This window comes from Pseudarthrobacter sp. CC4 (assembly GCF_048957775.1).
Classification (GTDB): domain Bacteria; phylum Actinomycetota; class Actinomycetes; order Actinomycetales; family Micrococcaceae; genus Arthrobacter.
On record NZ_JARCCZ010000014.1, the window covers coordinates 60,197 to 77,452 of the forward strand.

The following is a 17,256-nucleotide window of genomic DNA, read 5'->3' on the forward strand; positions in this document are numbered from 1 at the left end:
ACTCCTATGCTGAGGTTCGTCTTTGGGTTGGTAACCCTGGAGTACCGCTTACGGCTAGCACCATCCTAGTCATTTCCGTGCGGCCTGTGCTCCCGGTTACGCCCGCATCCCAAACCCGCAAGCCCGGCGCAAGCTACACGTGCTGGTTGAACACGTGCCGGCGCACCCAGGCGTGCATGGCGATGGCCGCGGCAGAGGCTGCGTTGATGGACCGGGTGGAGCCGAACTGCTCGATGGACAGGGTGGCCACGGCAGCCTCGTGGACCTCCGGCGTCAGCCCGGGTCCTTCCTGGCCGAACACCAGGACGCAGTCCCTGGGCAATTCATACGTCTCCAGCGGCACGGAGTCCGGGAAAATGTCGATCCCGATAATCGCCAGCCCCTCCCCCTGCGCCCAGGCCACGAAGTCCGCCACAGTGGGGTGGTGCCGGACGTGCTGGTAGCGGTCGGTGACCATGGCGCCCCGCCGGTTCCACCGGCGTCGTCCGATGATGTGCACTTCCTTGGCGAGGAACGCGTTGGCCGTCCGCACCACGGTGCCGATGTTGAGGTCGTGCTGCCAGTTCTCGATGGCGACGTGGAAGTTGTGGCGCCTGGAGTCCAACTCCGCCACAATCGCCTCGTGCTTCCAGTAGCGGTACTTGTCCAGGACGTTGCGGCGGTCGCCGTCGGCGAGGAGATCGGGGTCCCAGTGGTCGCCTTCGGGCAGTTCGCCTTCCCAGGGCCCGACGCCGACCTCCGCCTTTTCAGGGGCAGCCTCCTCAGGTTCGGGCTGCTGGGGGTCGGACGTCATGCCGGGCGTTTGGTTCACCCCTCAACACTAGACTGGACCTTTCGGGCTTTCATCACAGGCATCACACGCGGAGGTAGGCATGGCAGACGAGGACAAGGTCAAGGGATCACCGGCGGTATACCGCAGCGGCCAGGAGATTGAATGCTGGCTGACGGACATGGACGGCGTGCTGGTCCACGAGAACCAGCCGATCCCCGGCGCCGCTGAGCTTATCCAGCGCTGGGTGGACACCTCCAAGCGCTTCCTGGTGCTGACCAATAACTCCATCTTCACCCCGCGCGACCTTGCTGCGCGCCTGCGCTCCTCCGGCCTCGAAATCCCCGAGGAGAACATCTGGACCTCCGCCCTGGCCACCGCGCAGTTCCTCAAGGACCAGGTGCGGGGCTCGGAATCCGGAAACCGCGCCTACACCATCGGCGAGGCAGGACTGACGACGGCGCTGCACGAGGCAGGCTTTATCCTCACGGACCAGAACCCGGACTTCGTGGTGCTCGGCGAGACGCGCACGTACTCTTTTGAAGCCATCACCATGGCCATCCGCCTGATCCTCGCGGGCGCCCGGTTCATCGCCACCAACCCGGACGCAACCGGCCCTTCCAAAGACGGACCCATGCCTGCCACCGGAGCCATCGCGGCCCTGATCACCAAGGCCACCGGACGTGAGCCGTACATCGTGGGCAAGCCGAACCCCATGATGTTCCGTTCGGCGATGAACCAGATCGACGCCCACTCCGAGACCACCGCCATGATCGGGGACCGGATGGACACGGACATCATCGCGGGCATGGAGGCGGGGCTCCACACCGTCCTGGTCCTCAGCGGCATCACCCACAAGGACGACATCGCTGCCTACCCCTTCCGGCCGAACCAGATCCTGAACTCCGTGGCGGACCTGAAGAACCAGATCTAGAACACCGTCACCCGGGAGCCGCCGCGCGGCAGCGGGAAGTGCTCATCCAGCAGTTCTTCCAGGATGGGCCGGTAGACGCCGGGGTTCCAGCCCGGGCTCGCATGGGCCGGCCTGGCGCCCTCTGTCTGCAGGGAGCTTGACACCATGTTCGCCTTGAAAGCTACGGCCCAGGCCTCCACGGCCGTCTGGTACCGGACGGTGCGGTCGCTGGGGTTGCCGATGTAGGCCATCTTGGCGCCGCCCAGTTTGTCCGCGAACCGGCTGCCCTCGAAGTGGTAGATGTACGCCGACTCGGACTGGATGAGCACGCTGGACGGGGCGATCGGCGACAGCTGCTCCAGGGTCTGGTCAAGGATCTGGCGCCAGCTCCGTTCGTCCTTATGGATGACCCGCTCCCCCAGCTCGTAGCCGCCGCGGAGGGTGGACGGGAACCGGAAACCGCGCTCATAAAGGAACACGACGCCGTCGAACCAGCTCTGGTCCAGGACGTCATGCTTGCTGTAGGGGCTGGAATCGAGAACGATGAACTGCACCTCCACGCCATGGATCTCCCGCAGGCGCGCGGCCACCTGGGTGGCCACCATCCCGCCGAAGCTGTGGCCGTAGAAGAACAACTTGGTGAGCTTCTGCGCCCGGACATGTTCGATGACCGCAATCACGATCTCGTCAATGTCCAGGCCCTGGTTGGAATACCCGACGGCGGCAAGCCGTGCGCGCTTGTTCAGCGCGCCGCGGAGGGAGTTGAGGATCCACTGGGCTTCTTCCCAGCTCGTCTTATAGCCGGGAAAAAGGAACCAACTGGCATCGCGGTAGTAGAGATCGCCGAAGCCGTCATCAACGGGCAGGATCCTATTGGTCCGGCGCTGTGACTGCACCTGGCGGGTCAGCAGCATGTCCGCAGCGAGCAGTCCCGACGCACCGGCTCCCGACAGGAACCCGCGCCGGGAAAACTGTTTGAGGGCAGCACCTTCCGCCAGCAGCCGGGCCCCCGGAACCCCGGGCCGGTCCTGCGGACTTACCTCCCCCTCATACGGCACGCCTCTACCGTAGGCACACCTGAAGTTACCGCCGCAAGACGGCGCCCGTAACCATTGAGTGACGCCATGCAGCCAGCGGCGCTCAGCTGGCCGCCTGCCCCTCCGAGGCTGGAAGTGCTGCGCCGGAATCCTCCTGGCGTCGCCGCAGCTCTTCTCCAATGTCGTTGTAGCGGCCCAGCAGGTCCGAACCCGGGAACGCTTTCGGGCTGTCCAGCAGGGCAAAGATGGAGTCACTCGCGGTCAGCAGTTCCGCTTCCGAATACTCTTCCAAGGGCCGGCCGCACAACTCTTCCAGGCGGCCGACGGGCACCAGCGGAAACTCCTCGGCAAGGTCCTCGGCGTCCCCGCACCCGTCGGCCAGCCCTTCGATGAGTGCAAGCTCGGGTCCATCTGGATCGTTGCACCCGGCCCGATCCCCGCTGCCACGGGAGACATCCAGGGAAACGCCGTCGCCATAGATTCCAGGCAGCGTACCGGTGTCAATGGCATTCAGGTCGCTCCGCAGGCCGGCGAGGGCGGCGGACTCCACCAGCTCAGCCCCGGAAAGGTCAACGTGGATGTGGGAGCGGATGCCCATCCGCCTGATCCGTCGAATAATGTGGGCAAGTTCGGGCCGGGAGCCTTGATTCAGGCTTCCCCGGACACCGATCCGGACAATGTCGCCGGGGACATCGAGGTTAATAAAGGCATTTAGGGCGCGGTCCATAGGTACTCCAAAAGAGGTGTCTATGGCCGACGGCTCAACCTCGGTAAGCGTAACCTCCCCCGAAGCCCCGCACAACCCGTCAGTAACAAGGAAGGGAGCCTGCTATGCGCTCTGGTCCGCCTGGACTTTCCCCGGTTCCTGGAAGTGGGTCCGGGTGCCAGCACCGCCAATCGAATCAACCAAGGACCTGGCAATGTCCCTCAGCTTGGTGTTCGTGTTGCTGGACGCCTCTGTCAGGATGGCGACTGCAGCCTCCTGGCTGCACCTGTTCTGGGCCATCACAATGCCGATCGCGATGTCGATGATGGTGCGGGACTCCAGGGTGGCCCGGAGGTTTGCCGCGCTGTCGGTGTGAAGCGAGAAGCGTACGGCCAGCCGCAGCGCCTGGGAGATCTCCCGGGTGAATTCACGCGCCCTGGCAGTGGCACGCTCATCGAACTTGTGCGGGGCATCGGAGTACAGGTTCAGGGCCGCCTTCGCTTCCCCCTGCAGGTTGAAAGGCAGGGACAGCACGGACCGGAGGCCGTGGGAGGCCACGGCTGTTGCGTAGTCAGGGCCCCAGCGGTTCTCCTCGAACAGGTCCGGAACGTGGACTTCGCGCTCCTCCTGGGCGGCGGTGAGGCACGGTCCCTGCGAGAGCGAATACTGGATCTGGTCCACTTCCCGGGCCGAATCGCTGCTCCAGCCGATGGTGGCAGCCTTGCGGTCGCGGAGCAGCGTGATGCCGCAGAGCGCGTCGTCGCCGTCGCCGGCCATTTGGTGCGCGGAAAAGCGGGCGAGCTCGTTGAGGAAGTCCTCGAAGTCGGCACTCTCCAGGATCAGGTTCTGGACCTGGTCGGTGGTGCTCAAAGGCTGTTCAGGGGGGAGCATGGTGCACGTTCTCCGTACGGGATAGAGGGTTACCGCAAATGATAGAGCAGCCCCACGGCCCGGTCCACACCGCGGGCGGCCCAAGGCCGGCCCGCGAGGCGAACGTAACGGGAAAGGCTAGGAAAGCCCCAGCTCATCCTTGCCGAAGGCGAACAGGTAAGGCACACCGGTTTCCGCTTCGATCTTTTCCTTGGCGCCCGTATCACGGTCCACGATGACGGCCACAGCCACCACGTTGCCGCCAGCCTTCCGGACGCCCTCCACGGCCGTCAGGGCCGAGCCGCCGGTAGTGGATGTGTCCTCCAGGACCAGCACTTTCCGCCCTTCAACCGACGGGCCCTCCACCTGCCGGCCCATGCCATAGGACTTCTGCGCCTTGCGGACCACAAACGCGTCGACGGTCCGACCTGCGTCCGCTGCAGCGTGCATGACCGCGGTACCCACCGGGTCCGCGCCCATGGTGAGTCCGCCGGCGCACTCAAAGTCGATCCCGGCGTCGTCCGCCAGGGCCAGCATCACCTGGCCAACCAGCTTGGAGGCCTCGTGGTGCAGCGTGATGCGGCGCAGGTCGATGTAGTAGTCAGCCTCGGCTCCGCTGGAGAGGATCACCTTGCCGCGGACCACGGCGAGTTCCTTGATCAGTTCCAGCAGTCGGGCGCGGGCGGCTGCAGTATCCACTGCAGTGTCACTGGGGGAAGTCATGGACTCCAGTTTAGTGGGGGCGGCCCGGTGTGGATGCTTGAGCGTTGTTGACACTGCTGGCTAGGCTGGTCCCCATGCGCGAACTCCAGGCCAGCATCATCAAAGAAATGGGCGTACAGCCCCGGATCGATCCTGCCGGGGAGGTACGCAAGCGCGTCACGTTCCTGAAGCATTACCTGAAGGCCACCCATACCAAGGGCTTCGTTCTGGGCATTTCCGGGGGGCTGGACTCTTCCCTGGCGGGCAAGCTGGCCCAGCTGGCAGTCGAGGAGCTAGAGGCCGAGGGGGTGGAAGCCAACTTCGTGGCGGTTCGCCTGCCCTACGGCGTCCAGCATGACGAGGAAGACGCCCAGGCTGCCCTCGACTTCATCAAGCCCAAGACGGAGTGGACGTTCAACATCTCCGCGGCGGTTGACGGTTTCGAGGATGAGTTCGAAAAAACCGTTGGAACGGAAATTTCCGACTTCCACAAGGGCAACACCAAGGCGCGGACCCGCATGATCGCCCAGTACGCCCTGGCCGGAGAACACAATTACCTGGTCATTGGCACGGACCACGGCGCCGAGTCCGTAACGGGCTTCTTCACCAAGTACGGCGACGGCGGCGCGGACATCCTGCCGCTGTTCGGCCTGAACAAGCGGCAGAACCGTGCCCTGCTGGCCGAGCTCGGCGCCCCGGCCCGAGTATGGGAAAAGGTGCCCACCGCGGACCTGCTGGACGACAGGCCGGGCCGCACCGATGAGGACGAGCTGGGCCTGAGCTATGACCAGATCGACGACTACCTGGAAGGCCGGGATGTTCCCGAGTCCGTGGCCAAGTCGATTGAAGAAAAGTACCTGCGCACCCGGCACAAGCGCACGGTCCCCGTGACCATCTTTGACACCTGGTGGAAGAGCGAGGGTCCGGAGGAGCCGCGGGCCGGGCTGTAGCCCGCCGCAGCCTCCCCCACCATCAGGGGAGGCACGACGGCGCGCCGCACCGAGAGGGTCGGTGCGGCGTCGTGCTTTGCCCTGGAAGGCAGGAGAGACTCAGCGGGGCAGGCGGGCCTTCTCGCCGCCCAACTGCTGCGTGATCCGGTGGGCCTCCGCCATCAGCAGGCCGCCCAGTTCTTCCTGCCGGTCGGGCTTGAACCGCGGCTCGATTCCGGTGAGTGAGAGGGCCCAGGCGGGCCGGCCGGCCTGATCGAACACCGCCGCGCCCATGCCCCAGCTGCCTTCCAGGACCAGCCCGGGATTCACCGAGTAGCCCTCCAGCCGGGTCCGGGCAAGGTTGGCCCGGACCAGTTCCTCCGTGTGGGCGGCGGCGAAACTGCCGGCGTGTTCCACCCAGTGGCTGAACAGCTCCTCCTGCTCGGCCTCGGGCAGGAAGGCCATGATTGCTGTGCCCGCGGAGGCCACGCCGAGGGGGAACCGCACGCCCTCGTGCAGCACGAAGGACCGGACCGGAAAGCTGCCTTCCTCACGCAGCAGGCACACCGTTTCGGAACCACGCCGGATGGAGAAGAACGCACTCTCGCCGGTGGCTTCGGCAAGCCGGCGGAGGCTGGGCCTGGCGATGTCCTCCAGCGGAAACCTAGCCGACGCCACTGATCCCATCAGGAGGATCTCGGGCCCTAAGACCCAGTTGCCGCTTCCGGCATCGTGGTCGAGCAGCCCCTCGGAAGCCAGGGAGGAGAGGAGCCGGTGGACCGTGGGCCTCGTGAGGCCTGATTCCTGCACCAGCGCGGCCAGGGACATCCCCTCCGCGCTGCGACCGACCAGCCGCAGCAATCCGGCGATGCGGCTTACCACTTGGGCTCCCTGCACGGGAATTTGGCTCATTTCACTCCTTCGATGTCCATAATGTGGATTGTGATTAGCGTACCGTCCACACTGTAGAACGGGCTAGTTTCGGCATCCTGCGACCACCTTGACACCCCCAAAGACTCCCCGTACTGTCCCTTTCCAGACCTACTGTCCACAAAGTGGATGACTGCAGGACACTCAATGAGGAGACGCCATGACCAAACTCCAGCCAACTGCCGCCGCCGCACTGGAAGGGGGCCTGCGGGACGGCATAACCCTGGCTGTGGGCGGATTCGGCCTCAGCGGCATACCCGCAGACCTGATTGAAGCGGTGCGCGATTCCGGGGTGAAGGACCTGACGGTGGTCTCGAACAACATGGGTGTGGACGGCAAGGGCCTGGGCATCCTGATCGAGGCCGGCCAGGTCCGCAAGGTCATCGCAAGCTATGTGGGCGAAAACAAGCTCTTTGCGGAGCAGTACCTGGCCGGACGGCTTGAGGTTGAGTTCACGCCGCAGGGAACCCTGGCCGAGCGCCTGCGGGCAGGCGGCGCCGGCATCCCTGCTTTCTACACCAGGACCGGCGTGGGAACCCTGGTTGCCGAAGGCAAGCCGCACGAGGTGTTCGACGGCGAAACGTACGTCCAGGAGCGGGCCATCCGGGCCGACGTCGCGCTTGTCCACGCGCACACCGCGGACACGGACGGTAACCTCACGTACCGCTACACTGCCCGCAACTTCAACCCCGTCATTGCAACGGCAGGGCTGCTGACCATCGCGGAGGCGGAAGTCATCGTCGAACCAGGGGCACTGGACCCCAACCACATCGTCACGCCCGGCGTGTACGTCCAGCGGCTTGTCCAGGCCAGCAGCAGGATCAAGGACATCGAGCAGCGGACCGTCCGGCCGCGCGTCATGTCCGTAGCTGCCGAACCACTGGCCGTCTGAAAACCGAACCCACCGAGGAGTACATCATCATGGCTTGGACCAGGGATGAAATGGCTGCCATCGCAGCCGAAGAACTGAACGACGGCGACTACGTCAACCTGGGCATCGGCATCCCCACGCTGGTGGCCAACAACCTGCCCGAGGGCGTGCGGGTGGTGCTGCAGAGCGAAAACGGGCTGCTGGGCATGGGACCGTTCCCGTACGAGGGCGAAGAGGACGCCGACCTCATCAATGCGGGCAAGCAGACTGTCACCGTATTGCCGGGCGGAAGCATTTTCGATTCCGCCACCTCCTTCGGCATGATCCGCGGCGGCCACGTGAAGGTCGCCATCCTCGGCGCCATGCAGGTTTCCGGCAGCGGCGACCTCGCCAACTGGACCATCCCCGGCAAGATGGTCAAGGGCATGGGCGGGGCCATGGACCTGGTGGCCGGTACGCCGCGGGTGGTGGTCCTCACCGAACACAACGCCAAAGACGGTTCGGCCAAGATCGTGCGGGAGTGCACGCTTCCACTGACCGGCCTCGGCGTGGTGGACCGGATCATCAGCGACCTCGCAGTGTTTGACCTTGTGAAGAACGGGCAGGCACCAGGAGGCGGCCGGCAGCTCACGCTGACCCGCCTCGCGCCGGGGGTCACCGTGGAGGAGATCCGCGAAAAGACGGAAGCGGAGTTCGCTGTCGCATTGGAAGAAACAGCCCTGGAAGGAGCTTCAGCATGAGCCTCAAGGAACAGTTCGGCAAGGATGTCCTGCTCACGGGCTGGGGCCACAGCCGATTCGGCAAACTGACGGACGAGACCCTGGAATCCCTGATCGTCCAGGTGTCCGCCGAAGCCATCAGCAATGCCGGCATCGAGCCCGGCCAGATCGACGAGATTTACCTCGGGCAGTTCAACTCCGGCATGATGCCGCTGGCGTTCCCGTCGTCGCTGGCGCTGCAGGTCTCCCCCGACCTGGCGAACGTCCCCGCCACGCGCGTGGAGAACGCCTGCGCCTCTGGTTCCGCTGCCTTCCAGCAGGGCACCAAGTCGCTGCTGGCGGGCACGGCCAAGACCGTGCTGGTGATCGGCGCGGAGAAGATGACCCACGCGGGCGCCGAAGTTGTGGGGGCGGGTCTGCTGGGCGCCGACTATGACATGGCCGGCAAGGCGTCCACCACTGGATTCACCGGGCTCTTCGCCGAGGTGGCCAAGCACTACGGGAAGCGGTACGGCGACGGGAAACTGGGCGACGTCCTGGGCAGTATCGCCGCCAAGAACCACCGCAACGGCGTGGACAATCCCTATGCCCAGCTCCGCAAGGACCTCGGCGAGGACTTCTGCCGCACCGTCTCGGACAAGAACCCCATGGTGGCCGATCCCCTGCGCCGCACGGACTGTTCCCCCGTCTCGGACGGTGCCGCCGCCGTCGTGCTGTCAACCTCCGCAACCGGCGGTGCCACTGCGCCCGTGCGGCTCGCAGGCTTTGGCCACGCGAACGATTTCTTCCCCGCGGCCCGCCGTGACCCCGTGGCCTTCGAGGCCACCCGCGCCTCGTGGCAGCGCGCGCTGGCGATGGCCGGCGTCGGGCTGGCGGACCTGGACTTCGCCGAAGTCCATGACTGCTTCACCATCGCCGAACTGCTGATGTACGAGGCCATGGGCCTGACGGAGCCCGGCCAGGGCGCCCGGGCCATCGAAGAAGGCTGGGTGTACAGGGACGGCAAGCTGCCCGTCAACGTCTCTGGCGGCCTCAAGGCGAAGGGCCACCCCGTGGGCGCAACCGGAGTCTCCCAGCACGTCATCGCCGCCATGCAGCTCACGGGGACCGCGGGCGACATGCAGCTCGCCGCCCCCCGCCGGGCTGCCGTCCAGAACATGGGCGGCGTGGGCATCGCCAACTACGTCAGCGTGCTCGAGGCCGCCTGAACTCCTAGCCGCGGTGACGGAGCAGGTTGGCGATCTCCGTAAAGCCCAGGCGTTCGGCATTCTGGAGGGCGGTCCTGCCCTCCGGATCGCGGATTTCCGGGTCGGCGCCGGCTGCAAGGAGAAGCCTGACCACCTCCTGCTGGCGGGGACCGCCGCTGTTCAGCAGGATGGCCTCCTGCATGGCGGTCCAGCCCAGGTTGTTGACGTGGTTGACAGGCACGCCGGCGTCGATCAGGATCCGGACAGTGTCCACGTGGCCGTGCTCGCTGGCCGGGATCAGTGCGGTGCCGCCGTAACGGTTGGTGCTGGCGACGTCGGCTCCGGCCGCCAGCGTCAATCCGAGCACCTCGTTGAATCCTTCGGCGCCCGCGTACAGGAAAGCCGAGTCCTGGAGTGCGTCCTTGGCGTTGACGTTCCCGCCGCGGCGAATCAGCTCCCTGACCAACGGGACGTCGTTGGCCTTGGCAGCAGTGACGAGGTCCTGGTCGAGTTGCGCCTGTTCCCCGGCGGACAGGGCCGGCGGGGGAGGCGCGGCAGGCGCCGTTGCAGGAGGCCCCCCTTTCGTGCTTCCAGGGGACGACGGCGGAGCAGCCTGCGGCGGGCGGGCCTCCTTCGGCCCCGCCTGGCACGCCGTCATGGACAAGGCCAGGGAAAGGACCAGGCCAAGCGCCCCGGACCTCAAAACCGGCATCATTCCGCGCCGCCCAGCCTACTGGCCGGCAGCAGCGGCAGCGATGGCATCAGCGCCGGCTGCAGCACAGGCTTCATCCAGGGCACCGTCCGGAGCGCCGCCGACGCCGATGCCGGCCACCGAAACACCATTGACCTTCAGCGGGAGGCCGCCGGCCAGGAACAGCGTGCCCGGAAGGTCCGCGATGCTGGGGCCCGTTCCGTTGATCCGCTTGGCGAGCTCGCTGGTGGGGGTCCCGAAGGCTGCCGCCGTGTAGGCCTTCTCCCGGGCGGCCTCAATCGTGTGTTCGGCCGCATTGTCGCCCCGCAGGAGTGCCTGTACGGTCCCGAAGCGGTCCACCACCGCCACAGTCACGAACGGCAGGTTGTCCGCCTGGCACTTAGCCAGCGCGGCCTGGACAGCCTTGGCCGAGGCGCCCACCGAAATGCGGTTCTGCTGCACCACGTTGGCGGGCACAGGCTGGATGTCAACGGCGGGGACGGCCGACGGGGCAGGCCCGGCGCCCGCATTCGCGGCAGCCGTCACCCCGGCGGTCAGGGCAAGGGCGCCGGCGGCTGCCGCGGCGACTACTTTTGTGGACTTTTTCATGGTGTTTCCTTTGGTCGGCCATCGCTTGAAGCGGGTACGTTTTCCATCCTTCCGCCCCGGATGCCTCCTGCCATCGGGCCTTCGGCTGCTTACCGCTGCTCCATAAAGCCAGCCGTATCAGCCAAAAGGCGGAGAGACGCCGCAGGGACCCGGGCAATAACATGGTGGATACCGTTCCTTCCATCCCGAACCGGAATCCCCATGCCCACCCGAGCGTCCGTTCCATCCCCGGCCGAGGCCTCCGCAGAGAGCCAACCACCCTCCCTGGTCCGGTCCAGCACCCCGTCCGCTGTACCGTCCGCAGGCGGCCTGCCGGGCCGGGCGTCCCTGGCCGGCATCGGCTTGGCCGTTCATCTTGGCTTCGCGCTGCTGCTGGTGGCGTCGCTGGTCCGCTACGTGATGCGGCACAGCCCGGCGGACAACCTGATGGTCCTCGGACTGGCCGCCGTCGCCTGCCTGTTGTACGCCGTCGTGGCCGTGCTGGCCCGGCGCGGGCACCCCGGGGCTCCATGGATGTTCGCCCTGGTGGCAGTCTGGGCAGTCCTGGTGGTTGCAGCTCCGAGCTTTGCCTGGTGCTCGTTTGCGCTCTTCTTCCTTAGCCGCTACGCCCTGGCCGGCGCCGCGGCGTACGCCGCGGCTGGAATCACGGCCGCTGCCACCGCTGCCGGCCTGTTCCGGATGAGCGGCGGCACGGACCTGGCCATGCTCCTCGGCCCGCTGGCCGTGGGCGCCATGCTGACGCTCATCTATGACCGGATCCAGCACGACGCCGAAGAGCAGCGCCGCCTGCACGCCGAGGTTTCACTGGCCCAGGAACAGCTGGCGGCGAGCGAGCGGCGCGCGGGCACCATTGCCGAGCGGGAACGGGTCTCCCGGGAAATCCACGACACCGTTACCCAGGGGTTGGCCAGCAGCCTGCTCCTGCTCGAGGCCGCAGGGCGGGCCTGGCCAAGTGACGCGGCGCGGCGGGATCTCCGCGAAGCCACTGTGCTGCTGCGGGGCAACCTGTCCGAGACCCGCAGCCTGGTGCACGAGCTCGCGTCCCCGGGCCTGGACGCGTCCCCGCTGCCCGAAGCCCTGCTCCTCGCGGCACGGCAATATGTTCCGGAGGCCAGGCTCCTCGTCACCGGGGAGCCACGTCCTGTGTCCCCGGAGGTCCGCCACGCGCTGCTGCGGGTAGTGCAGAGCGCCGCCTCCAACATCCGGCTGCACGCCTCCGCGGGCGCAGCCGCCGTGACCCTCGGCTTCCTTCCGGAGGCGGTCACCCTGGACATTTACGACGACGGCGCAGGCTTCGACCCGGCGGCGGCAGCACCGCCGTCGGACGCCGGCGGTTATGGGCTGCGGGCCATGCGGCAACGGGTGGAGCAGCTGGGCGGCGTTCTTTCGGTGCAAAGCGCGCCCGGGGAAGTGACCATCGTGGCCGCCCAGTTGCCTTTGCCCCCCGCCGGACAGGGCACTGCGGACACTGCAGGGGCACCGGCATGAGCGCGATCACCGTCCTGCTGGTGGACGACCACCTGGTGGTGAGGAGCGGGCTGCGGGCCCTCCTGGGGACGCAGCCCGACCTGCAGGTGATCGGAGAGGCAGCATCCGGGGAAGAAGCGGTGGAGCGGGTGCAGCAGCACTCCCCGGCCGTGGTGGTCATGGACCTCGCCATGGGTTCCGGCATGGACGGGATCGAGGCCATCAGGAAGATCCGCAAACGCAACAGTGGCCAGGCGATCCTCGTGTTCACCACGTACGACTCCGACGCGGATATTGTGCGGGCAGTCGATGCCGGCGCCATGGGATACCTGCTGAAGGATGCAGCTCCGGAGGAAATCTTCGCTGCCATCCGGGGAGCGGTCCAGGGCAAGAGCGTCATGAGCCCGCCCGTGGCGTCGCGGCTGTTCCAGCAACTGCGCAATCCGGAGGAAATCCTCACTCCCCGGGAGGCCGAACTGCTGAGCCTCCTCACGGAGGGACTGAGCAACCGCGAACTCGGCCGGCGCCTTTTTATCTCGGAAGCCACGGTGAAGACGCACCTGGCCCACATCTACGCCAAGCTCGGGGTGGACACCAGAGCGGCCGCAATTGCCACCGCCATCCGACGCGAAGGCATGCGTTGACCTCGCCAAATGTTGCCCAACCCTTGCAAGCGCGGCTTCCGCCCCGTACGTTGGGGACTGCGGGGGACGTTCTCCGCGCACTTCGGGCTTATTGCCCGGGGAGAGAATCAGAGTCACACGAAGGAATGCAGCCATGGCAACAGGCACAGTTAAATGGTTCAACGCCGAAAAGGGTTTTGGCTTCATTGCCCCCGATGACGGGTCCGCTGACGTTTTCGCCCACTACTCGGCAATCGCCAGCAGCGGATACCGTTCACTCGATGAGAACCAGAAGGTTGAATTCGATGTGACCCAGGGCCCCAAGGGCCCGCAGGCAGAGAACATCCGCCCGCTCTAAGGCTTAGGTGACCTCCGGCTCTGCCGGGGAAACCCTGTACCAGGCAGCGGCCCCTTCAGCATCATGCTGGAGGGGCCGCTGTTTTGCTCCCCCACGTCAGCCCCGTCGCTTCTCCCCCGATTCCGGTTGGGGTTTGGGACAATTGGAGGGTGATGGGACAGGACCAGGGCCAGGATCCCTGGGAGGAGTTCGACAGGCTGGGGCCGGCGGTGCCTGACCGCGTTCCCGGGCACCCCGGCGGGGAACCCCTCGGCTTCGGTTTCCGTACCGGCGTGCGCAGCGCACGCGTCGCCATCGGATTTGCCGTCTACACCCTCGCGCTGGGGACCATCCTGGCCCTGACCGGATGCATCTTTTTCGCCGCCCGCGGGCAATGGCTGCTCGTGGGACTGATGCTCGCCATCGAGGCAGTCTTCATTTTCGCGTTCAGGAGGCTTGTGGCGCAGGCCCGGAACCGGTCAGCCCGGCACCGTCCGCGCGGCCATGGTTTTCCCGAACAACCTGCTTGACCTTGACGCAGCGTCAACCCCTACGCTCGAAGCATGGATGCAGCGGAAGGTAAGGCCGGCCCGGACTGGGCCATCCAGGACATCGCCAGGATGGCCGGAACCACCAGCCGTACGCTGCGCCATTACGGCGACATTGGGCTGCTGAAGCCCAGCCGCGTGGGCAGCAACGGCTACCGGTACTACGACGCCGCCGCCCTCCTGCAACTGCAGCGGATCCTCCTCCTGCGGGAGCTTGGGCTGGGCCTGCCGGCCATTGCCGAAGTCTTCCGCCGGCAGACAGACGCGGTCGAAGCGCTCAGCCACCACCTGGAGTGGCTGGGCCAGGAACAGGATCGGCTTTCGCGGCAGATGGCGTCCGTCCGGCAAACAATCGAAACAATGAAAAGAGGAGGCGGGATGGTGGCGGAAAAGATGTTCGACGGCTTTGACCACACACAGTACAAGGACGAGGTGGAGGAGCGCTGGGGCAAGGATGCCTACGCAAAGAGCGATGCCTGGTGGCGGGGCATGGATGCAGCAGGGAAACAGGAGTGGAAGTCCGCTGCTGAAAAGCTCGGCAGGGACTGGATCGCCGCGGCTGGTTCAGGGGCCGCCCCGGATGGCGCTGAGGCCCAGGACTTGGCCCGGCGGCAGGTCGAATGGCTGTCAGCCATTCCCGGGACACCCGCAGCCGGGCAAGGCGGGGACCTCAAGGGGTACGTGAGCGGACTGGCGGAAATGTACGTGGCCGATGCCAGGTTCGCCGCCAATTACGGGGGTGAAGAAGGGGCGGCGTTTGTTCGTGACGCACTGCTGGTGTACGCCGACAGGAACCTCCAGGACCCGGCCCCGCCAACAGGAGGGCCCCGCTAGACGAAGGCCGACTTCCCGGTGACGGCACGCCCCACAATGAGGGAATTGATCTCGTAGCTGCCCTCGTAGGTGTAGAGGATTTCAGCGTCACCGAAGAGCTTGCCCATCTCATAGTCGGCACTGATTCCGTTGCCGCCCAGCAAGGACCGTCCCATGGCCACCGATGCCCGGGCAAGCCTGGTGGTGGTGGCCTTCGCCATGGCGGCCTGCGCCATCTCCAGCTTCCCCTCCTCCTGGACGCGGGCCAACTGCACCATGAGTGCCAGCGAGGCGGTGGCATTGCCCAGGATGTCAGCGAGCTGTTGCTGGACCAGCTGGAACCGCGCCAGTTCCCGGCCGAACTGCCGGCGGCTCAGCGAGTAGGCCCGCGCAACGTCGAACGCGGCAAGCTGGATGCCGGCGGCCTGCCAGCCCACCCAGGCGCGGGAGTCCCGGAGCAGGTCGTTCGCCTTGGCGAAGTCGGTGGCCCCGGGCAGCAGGTTGGAAGCCGGGATGCGGACGTCGCGCAGGGTGATGTCTGCGTTCTGCATGATCCGCAGGCCTATCTTGTTGCAGATCTTGGTGGCTGCATAGCCAGGCCGGTCCGTCTCCACAATGAAGGCCTTGACCTGCTGGTCTGCCATGTCCCGGGCCCACACCAGGGCAAAGTCGGCGATGGTTCCTGCACCGATCCAGCGCTTGGCGCCGTTCAGGATCCATCCATCGCCGTCCAGCCTGGCGGACGTCTCCAGCCCTCCGGAGATGTCGGAACCATGGCCAGGTTCCGTCAGGGCAAAGGCCCCCAGGCTGGTAAAGGCTTCCAGTCCCGGCAGCCAGCGGTGCTTCTGCTCCTGGGAGCCCAACTCGTTGAGGGTGCCCACGATCAGTTCGTTGTGGATCCCGGCCAGCGCCGAGAGGGACACATCCGCCCGGGCCATTTCCACGTACATGAGGCCCTTGAAAAGAACCGAACTGCCGTCCACCTGAAGCGCGCCAAGGCCATGCCTGCCCAGTTCCGCCAGCAGGCCGAAGGGGAACTCTTCCCGGTTCCAATACTGGATGGACTGTTGGCGCACCCGTGCCTGCAGGAATTCGCGGACGCTGAGGAACCTCTCGCGTTCGTGGTGCGGCAGGAGATCCGCCACGTACATCAGGTCCGCGTCAGGAAAGGGCAGTGCGCCGGCGGGACCTTGCGGCTGCACTGGCATAAGTCCCCTCCGCTCACGTAACCGTTGGATGTCCTAGTATATTCACAAGGCCAGGAAAAAGTGAGCCGCATCACCCCGAGGAAAGGTGTTCCATGCCTGCCCCGCTCTCCCGCGATCCCATTGCCGAAGCCCAGCGAAACTGGGAAGAACACGGCTGGGGGGATGTGGCCGCTCCGATGGCGGCCATAACGGCCATCATGCGCACCCAGCAGATCCTGCTGGCCAGGATCGAGTCCATCCTCAAACCGTTCGGCCTCACGTTTGCCCGCTATGAACTCCTGGCGCTGCTGAGCTTCGCCAGGAAGGGTTCGCTTCCCATGAACAAGGCGAGCGCCCTGTTGCAGGTCCATCCCACGTCCATCACGAATGCAGTGGACAGGCTGGAACGCGCCGGCCTGGTGGCCCGCTTCCCGCACCCCACGGACGGCCGGACCACGCTGATCGAACTCACCACCGAGGGGCGCACCCTGGCCAAGCGTTCGACGGCGGCCCTCAACGCCGAGGTGTTCAGCGCCCCCGGCTTTGATCCCGGCGACGTGGAGCACTTGATCCGGATCCTCCGGGCCTTCCGCCGGAACGCCGGCGATTTTGAGGATTGAGGATCATGCGGGTCTAGGGGAAATTCTGGTCAGCGTCGATACTTTTCCCGCTTGAACCGCCGGACCACGAGGGCGGCCACGGCAATCGCCAGGGCAGCGTAGACCGCGTAGTTCAGGAACTTGGAGTACTGCTCGATGAGCTGGTACTGGGTGCCCAGGAGGTACCCCAGGCCAATCAGTGCCCCGTTCCACAGACCGCTGCCGGCCAGGGTGAACAGGCTGAAGGTGCCCATGGGCATGCGCGATGCCCCTGCCGGGAGCGAGATCAGGCTGCGGATGCCGGGGAGCAGCCTGCCGAAAAAGATCGATGACCTGCCGTGGCGGCGGAACCAGCCTGCCGCGTGTTCAAAATCCTCCCGGTCCACCAACGGAAGCCTGGACAACCCCCGGATGGAGCGCTCCAGGCCCAGCCTGGCGCCAAGCCAATAGAGGAACAAGGCACCGAGGTAGGCCCCAAGCGTGCTTGCCACGAACACCATTACCAGGTTCAGGGACCCCTGCTTGGCAAGGTAGCCGGCCAGAGGCAGGATCACCTCACTGGGGATGGGCGGCACCACAGTTTCGGCGAGGGTAAAAGCACCTACGCCCCACTCGCCAAGCTGCTCTATGGCGCGGGCGGCGACGCCTACCAGGCCGGTGAGGTTATCCGTCGAGCCGCCTGCATCCCCCGCCAATGCCCACATGCCACTCCCCCATCCGGTTCAAGGTTGCCCTGCCTTGTTTACCTT

General features: G+C 66.1%; 21 protein-coding genes. 11 read left to right on the top strand and 10 right to left on the bottom strand.

Annotated features, from left to right (window positions below; all coding sequences use genetic code 11):
* Window positions 1–133 precede the first annotated feature (133 nt).
* Complete coding sequence (locus PV768_RS10860) at window positions 134–793, bottom strand: TrmH family RNA methyltransferase (protein ID WP_157242735.1); 660 nt, start codon at window positions 791–793, stop codon at window positions 134–136.
* A 79-nt stretch (window positions 794–872) separates the two neighbouring features.
* Here PV768_RS10860 and PV768_RS10865 point away from each other — a divergent pair, with 79 nt between their 5' ends.
* A complete protein-coding gene (locus PV768_RS10865) occupies window positions 873–1,703 on the top strand; it encodes an HAD-IIA family hydrolase (RefSeq protein ID WP_157239385.1) in 831 nt (276 codons plus the stop codon).
* Here the strand turns inward: PV768_RS10865 and PV768_RS10870 are convergent.
* The 4 genes from PV768_RS10870 to pyrE all read right to left on the bottom strand — a co-directional run bounded on the left by PV768_RS10870 (window position 1,700) and on the right by pyrE (window position 5,018).
* A complete protein-coding gene (locus tag PV768_RS10870) occupies window positions 1,700–2,740 on the bottom strand; it encodes an alpha/beta fold hydrolase (RefSeq protein WP_421093013.1) in 1,041 nt (346 codons plus the stop codon). The two genes, PV768_RS10865 and PV768_RS10870, sit on opposite strands and share 4 nt — an antisense overlap.
* A gap of 82 nt (window positions 2,741–2,822) precedes the next feature.
* Window positions 2,823–3,446 carry a hypothetical protein gene (locus tag PV768_RS10875; RefSeq protein WP_421093014.1) on the bottom strand — a complete coding sequence of 208 codons (624 nt, stop codon included), beginning with the start codon at window positions 3,444–3,446 and terminating at the stop codon, window positions 2,823–2,825.
* A gap of 102 nt (window positions 3,447–3,548) precedes the next feature.
* On the bottom strand, window positions 3,549–4,316 hold the full coding sequence (locus PV768_RS10880; RefSeq protein WP_421093015.1) for a GAF and ANTAR domain-containing protein: 768 nt from the start codon (window positions 4,314–4,316) through the stop codon (window positions 3,549–3,551).
* Between the two features lie 117 nt (window positions 4,317–4,433).
* Window positions 4,434–5,018, bottom strand: coding sequence for an orotate phosphoribosyltransferase (pyrE, locus tag PV768_RS10885; RefSeq protein ID WP_157239391.1), 585 nt, complete (start codon window positions 5,016–5,018; stop codon window positions 4,434–4,436).
* Between the two features lie 74 nt (window positions 5,019–5,092).
* Here pyrE and nadE point away from each other — a divergent pair, with 74 nt between their 5' ends.
* Window positions 5,093–5,947: an ammonia-dependent NAD(+) synthetase gene (gene nadE, locus PV768_RS10890; protein WP_157239392.1), complete on the top strand. Its 855-nt coding sequence runs from the start codon at window positions 5,093–5,095 to the stop codon at window positions 5,945–5,947.
* A 99-nt stretch (window positions 5,948–6,046) separates the two neighbouring features.
* Here the strand turns inward: nadE and PV768_RS10895 are convergent, their stop codons facing one another.
* Window positions 6,047–6,838: an IclR family transcriptional regulator gene (locus PV768_RS10895; RefSeq protein ID WP_157239394.1), complete on the bottom strand. Its 792-nt coding sequence runs from the start codon at window positions 6,836–6,838 to the stop codon at window positions 6,047–6,049.
* A gap of 178 nt (window positions 6,839–7,016) precedes the next feature.
* Between PV768_RS10895 and PV768_RS10900 the strand changes: the two genes are divergently transcribed.
* Genes PV768_RS10900 through PV768_RS10910 form a run of 3 tightly spaced genes read left to right on the top strand, consistent with a single transcriptional unit; the run spans window position 7,017 to window position 9,654 of the window.
* Window positions 7,017–7,748 (top strand): CoA transferase subunit A, encoded by a 732-nt coding sequence (locus PV768_RS10900; RefSeq protein ID WP_421093016.1) that lies wholly within the window; start codon window positions 7,017–7,019, stop codon window positions 7,746–7,748.
* A 29-nt stretch (window positions 7,749–7,777) separates the two neighbouring features.
* Window positions 7,778–8,467, top strand: coding sequence for a CoA transferase subunit B (locus tag PV768_RS10905; RefSeq protein WP_321215231.1), 690 nt, complete (start codon window positions 7,778–7,780; stop codon window positions 8,465–8,467).
* On the top strand, window positions 8,464–9,654 hold the full coding sequence (locus PV768_RS10910; RefSeq protein ID WP_321215230.1) for an acetyl-CoA acetyltransferase: 1,191 nt from the start codon (window positions 8,464–8,466) through the stop codon (window positions 9,652–9,654). The genes PV768_RS10905 and PV768_RS10910 overlap by 4 nt, the downstream gene beginning before the upstream one ends.
* Before the next feature lie 4 nt (window positions 9,655–9,658).
* Here the strand turns inward: PV768_RS10910 and PV768_RS10915 are convergent, their stop codons facing one another.
* Window positions 9,659–10,348, bottom strand: a complete 690-nt coding sequence (locus PV768_RS10915) for an ankyrin repeat domain-containing protein (RefSeq protein WP_321215229.1) — start codon at window positions 10,346–10,348, stop codon at window positions 9,659–9,661.
* A 15-nt stretch (window positions 10,349–10,363) separates the two neighbouring features.
* The gene (locus PV768_RS10920) at window positions 10,364–10,933 is read right to left on the bottom strand and encodes a heme-binding protein (RefSeq protein ID WP_323057741.1); all 570 of its coding nucleotides are present in this window, start codon (window positions 10,931–10,933) and stop codon (window positions 10,364–10,366) included.
* Between the two features lie 201 nt (window positions 10,934–11,134).
* Here PV768_RS10920 and PV768_RS10925 point away from each other — a divergent pair, with 201 nt between their 5' ends.
* The 5 genes from PV768_RS10925 (at window position 11,135) to PV768_RS10945 (ending at window position 14,742) form a co-directional block, all read left to right on the top strand.
* Window positions 11,135–12,421: a sensor histidine kinase gene (locus tag PV768_RS10925; RefSeq protein ID WP_421093017.1), complete on the top strand. Its 1,287-nt coding sequence runs from the start codon at window positions 11,135–11,137 to the stop codon at window positions 12,419–12,421.
* A complete protein-coding gene (locus PV768_RS10930) occupies window positions 12,418–13,044 on the top strand; it encodes a response regulator (protein ID WP_421093018.1) in 627 nt (208 codons plus the stop codon). Before PV768_RS10925 ends, PV768_RS10930 begins: the two co-directional genes overlap by 4 nt.
* Window positions 13,045–13,177: 133 nt before the next feature.
* Window positions 13,178–13,381: a cold-shock protein gene (locus PV768_RS10935; protein WP_013599688.1), complete on the top strand. Its 204-nt coding sequence runs from the start codon at window positions 13,178–13,180 to the stop codon at window positions 13,379–13,381.
* 152 nt (window positions 13,382–13,533) lie between these two features.
* Entirely contained in the window at window positions 13,534–13,890 is a 357-nt protein-coding gene (locus tag PV768_RS10940; RefSeq protein ID WP_421093019.1) for a hypothetical protein, read from the top strand.
* A 33-nt stretch (window positions 13,891–13,923) separates the two neighbouring features.
* Complete coding sequence (locus PV768_RS10945; RefSeq protein WP_421093020.1) at window positions 13,924–14,742, top strand: MerR family transcriptional regulator; 819 nt, start codon at window positions 13,924–13,926, stop codon at window positions 14,740–14,742.
* Here the strand turns inward: PV768_RS10945 and PV768_RS10950 are convergent.
* Entirely contained in the window at window positions 14,739–15,929 is a 1,191-nt protein-coding gene (locus PV768_RS10950; RefSeq protein WP_421093021.1) for an acyl-CoA dehydrogenase family protein, read from the bottom strand. The genes PV768_RS10945 and PV768_RS10950 overlap by 4 nt on opposite strands.
* 92 nt (window positions 15,930–16,021) lie before the next feature.
* Here PV768_RS10950 and PV768_RS10955 point away from each other — a divergent pair, with 92 nt between their 5' ends.
* On the top strand, window positions 16,022–16,528 hold the full coding sequence (locus PV768_RS10955) for a MarR family transcriptional regulator (protein WP_321215222.1): 507 nt from the start codon (window positions 16,022–16,024) through the stop codon (window positions 16,526–16,528).
* 29 nt (window positions 16,529–16,557) lie between these two features.
* Here PV768_RS10955 and PV768_RS10960 read toward each other — a convergent pair whose 3' ends face one another.
* Window positions 16,558–17,211 (bottom strand): DedA family protein, encoded by a 654-nt coding sequence (locus PV768_RS10960; protein ID WP_323057747.1) that lies wholly within the window; start codon window positions 17,209–17,211, stop codon window positions 16,558–16,560.
* Between the last annotated feature and the right edge of the window lie 45 nt (window positions 17,212–17,256).

Coding starts and splice junctions, on each gene's coding strand:
- PV768_RS10860 (WP_157242735.1), bottom strand. CDS start 793: ATGACGTCCGACCCCCAGCAGCCCGAACCTGAGGAGGCTGCCCCTGAA.
- PV768_RS10930 (WP_421093018.1), top strand. CDS start 12,418: ATGAGCGCGATCACCGTCCTGCTGGTGGACGACCACCTGGTGGTGAGG.
- pyrE (WP_157239391.1), bottom strand. CDS start 5,018: ATGACTTCCCCCAGTGACACTGCAGTGGATACTGCAGCCGCCCGCGCC.
- PV768_RS10925 (WP_421093017.1), top strand. CDS start 11,135: ATGCCCACCCGAGCGTCCGTTCCATCCCCGGCCGAGGCCTCCGCAGAG.
- PV768_RS10960 (WP_323057747.1), bottom strand. CDS start 17,211: ATGTGGGCATTGGCGGGGGATGCAGGCGGCTCGACGGATAACCTCACC.
- PV768_RS10945 (WP_421093020.1), top strand. CDS start 13,924: ATGGATGCAGCGGAAGGTAAGGCCGGCCCGGACTGGGCCATCCAGGAC.
- PV768_RS10880 (WP_421093015.1), bottom strand. CDS start 4,316: ATGCTCCCCCCTGAACAGCCTTTGAGCACCACCGACCAGGTCCAGAAC.
- PV768_RS10865 (WP_157239385.1), top strand. CDS start 873: ATGGCAGACGAGGACAAGGTCAAGGGATCACCGGCGGTATACCGCAGC.
- PV768_RS10950 (WP_421093021.1), bottom strand. CDS start 15,929: ATGCCAGTGCAGCCGCAAGGTCCCGCCGGCGCACTGCCCTTTCCTGAC.
- PV768_RS10920 (WP_323057741.1), bottom strand. CDS start 10,933: ATGAAAAAGTCCACAAAAGTAGTCGCCGCGGCAGCCGCCGGCGCCCTT.
- PV768_RS10900 (WP_421093016.1), top strand. CDS start 7,017: ATGACCAAACTCCAGCCAACTGCCGCCGCCGCACTGGAAGGGGGCCTG.
- PV768_RS10875 (WP_421093014.1), bottom strand. CDS start 3,446: ATGGACCGCGCCCTAAATGCCTTTATTAACCTCGATGTCCCCGGCGAC.
- PV768_RS10935 (WP_013599688.1), top strand. CDS start 13,178: ATGGCAACAGGCACAGTTAAATGGTTCAACGCCGAAAAGGGTTTTGGC.
- PV768_RS10915 (WP_321215229.1), bottom strand. CDS start 10,348: ATGATGCCGGTTTTGAGGTCCGGGGCGCTTGGCCTGGTCCTTTCCCTG.
- PV768_RS10940 (WP_421093019.1), top strand. CDS start 13,534: ATGGGACAGGACCAGGGCCAGGATCCCTGGGAGGAGTTCGACAGGCTG.
- PV768_RS10895 (WP_157239394.1), bottom strand. CDS start 6,838: ATGAGCCAAATTCCCGTGCAGGGAGCCCAAGTGGTAAGCCGCATCGCC.
- nadE (WP_157239392.1), top strand. CDS start 5,093: ATGCGCGAACTCCAGGCCAGCATCATCAAAGAAATGGGCGTACAGCCC.
- PV768_RS10905 (WP_321215231.1), top strand. CDS start 7,778: ATGGCTTGGACCAGGGATGAAATGGCTGCCATCGCAGCCGAAGAACTG.
- PV768_RS10955 (WP_321215222.1), top strand. CDS start 16,022: ATGCCTGCCCCGCTCTCCCGCGATCCCATTGCCGAAGCCCAGCGAAAC.
- PV768_RS10910 (WP_321215230.1), top strand. CDS start 8,464: ATGAGCCTCAAGGAACAGTTCGGCAAGGATGTCCTGCTCACGGGCTGG.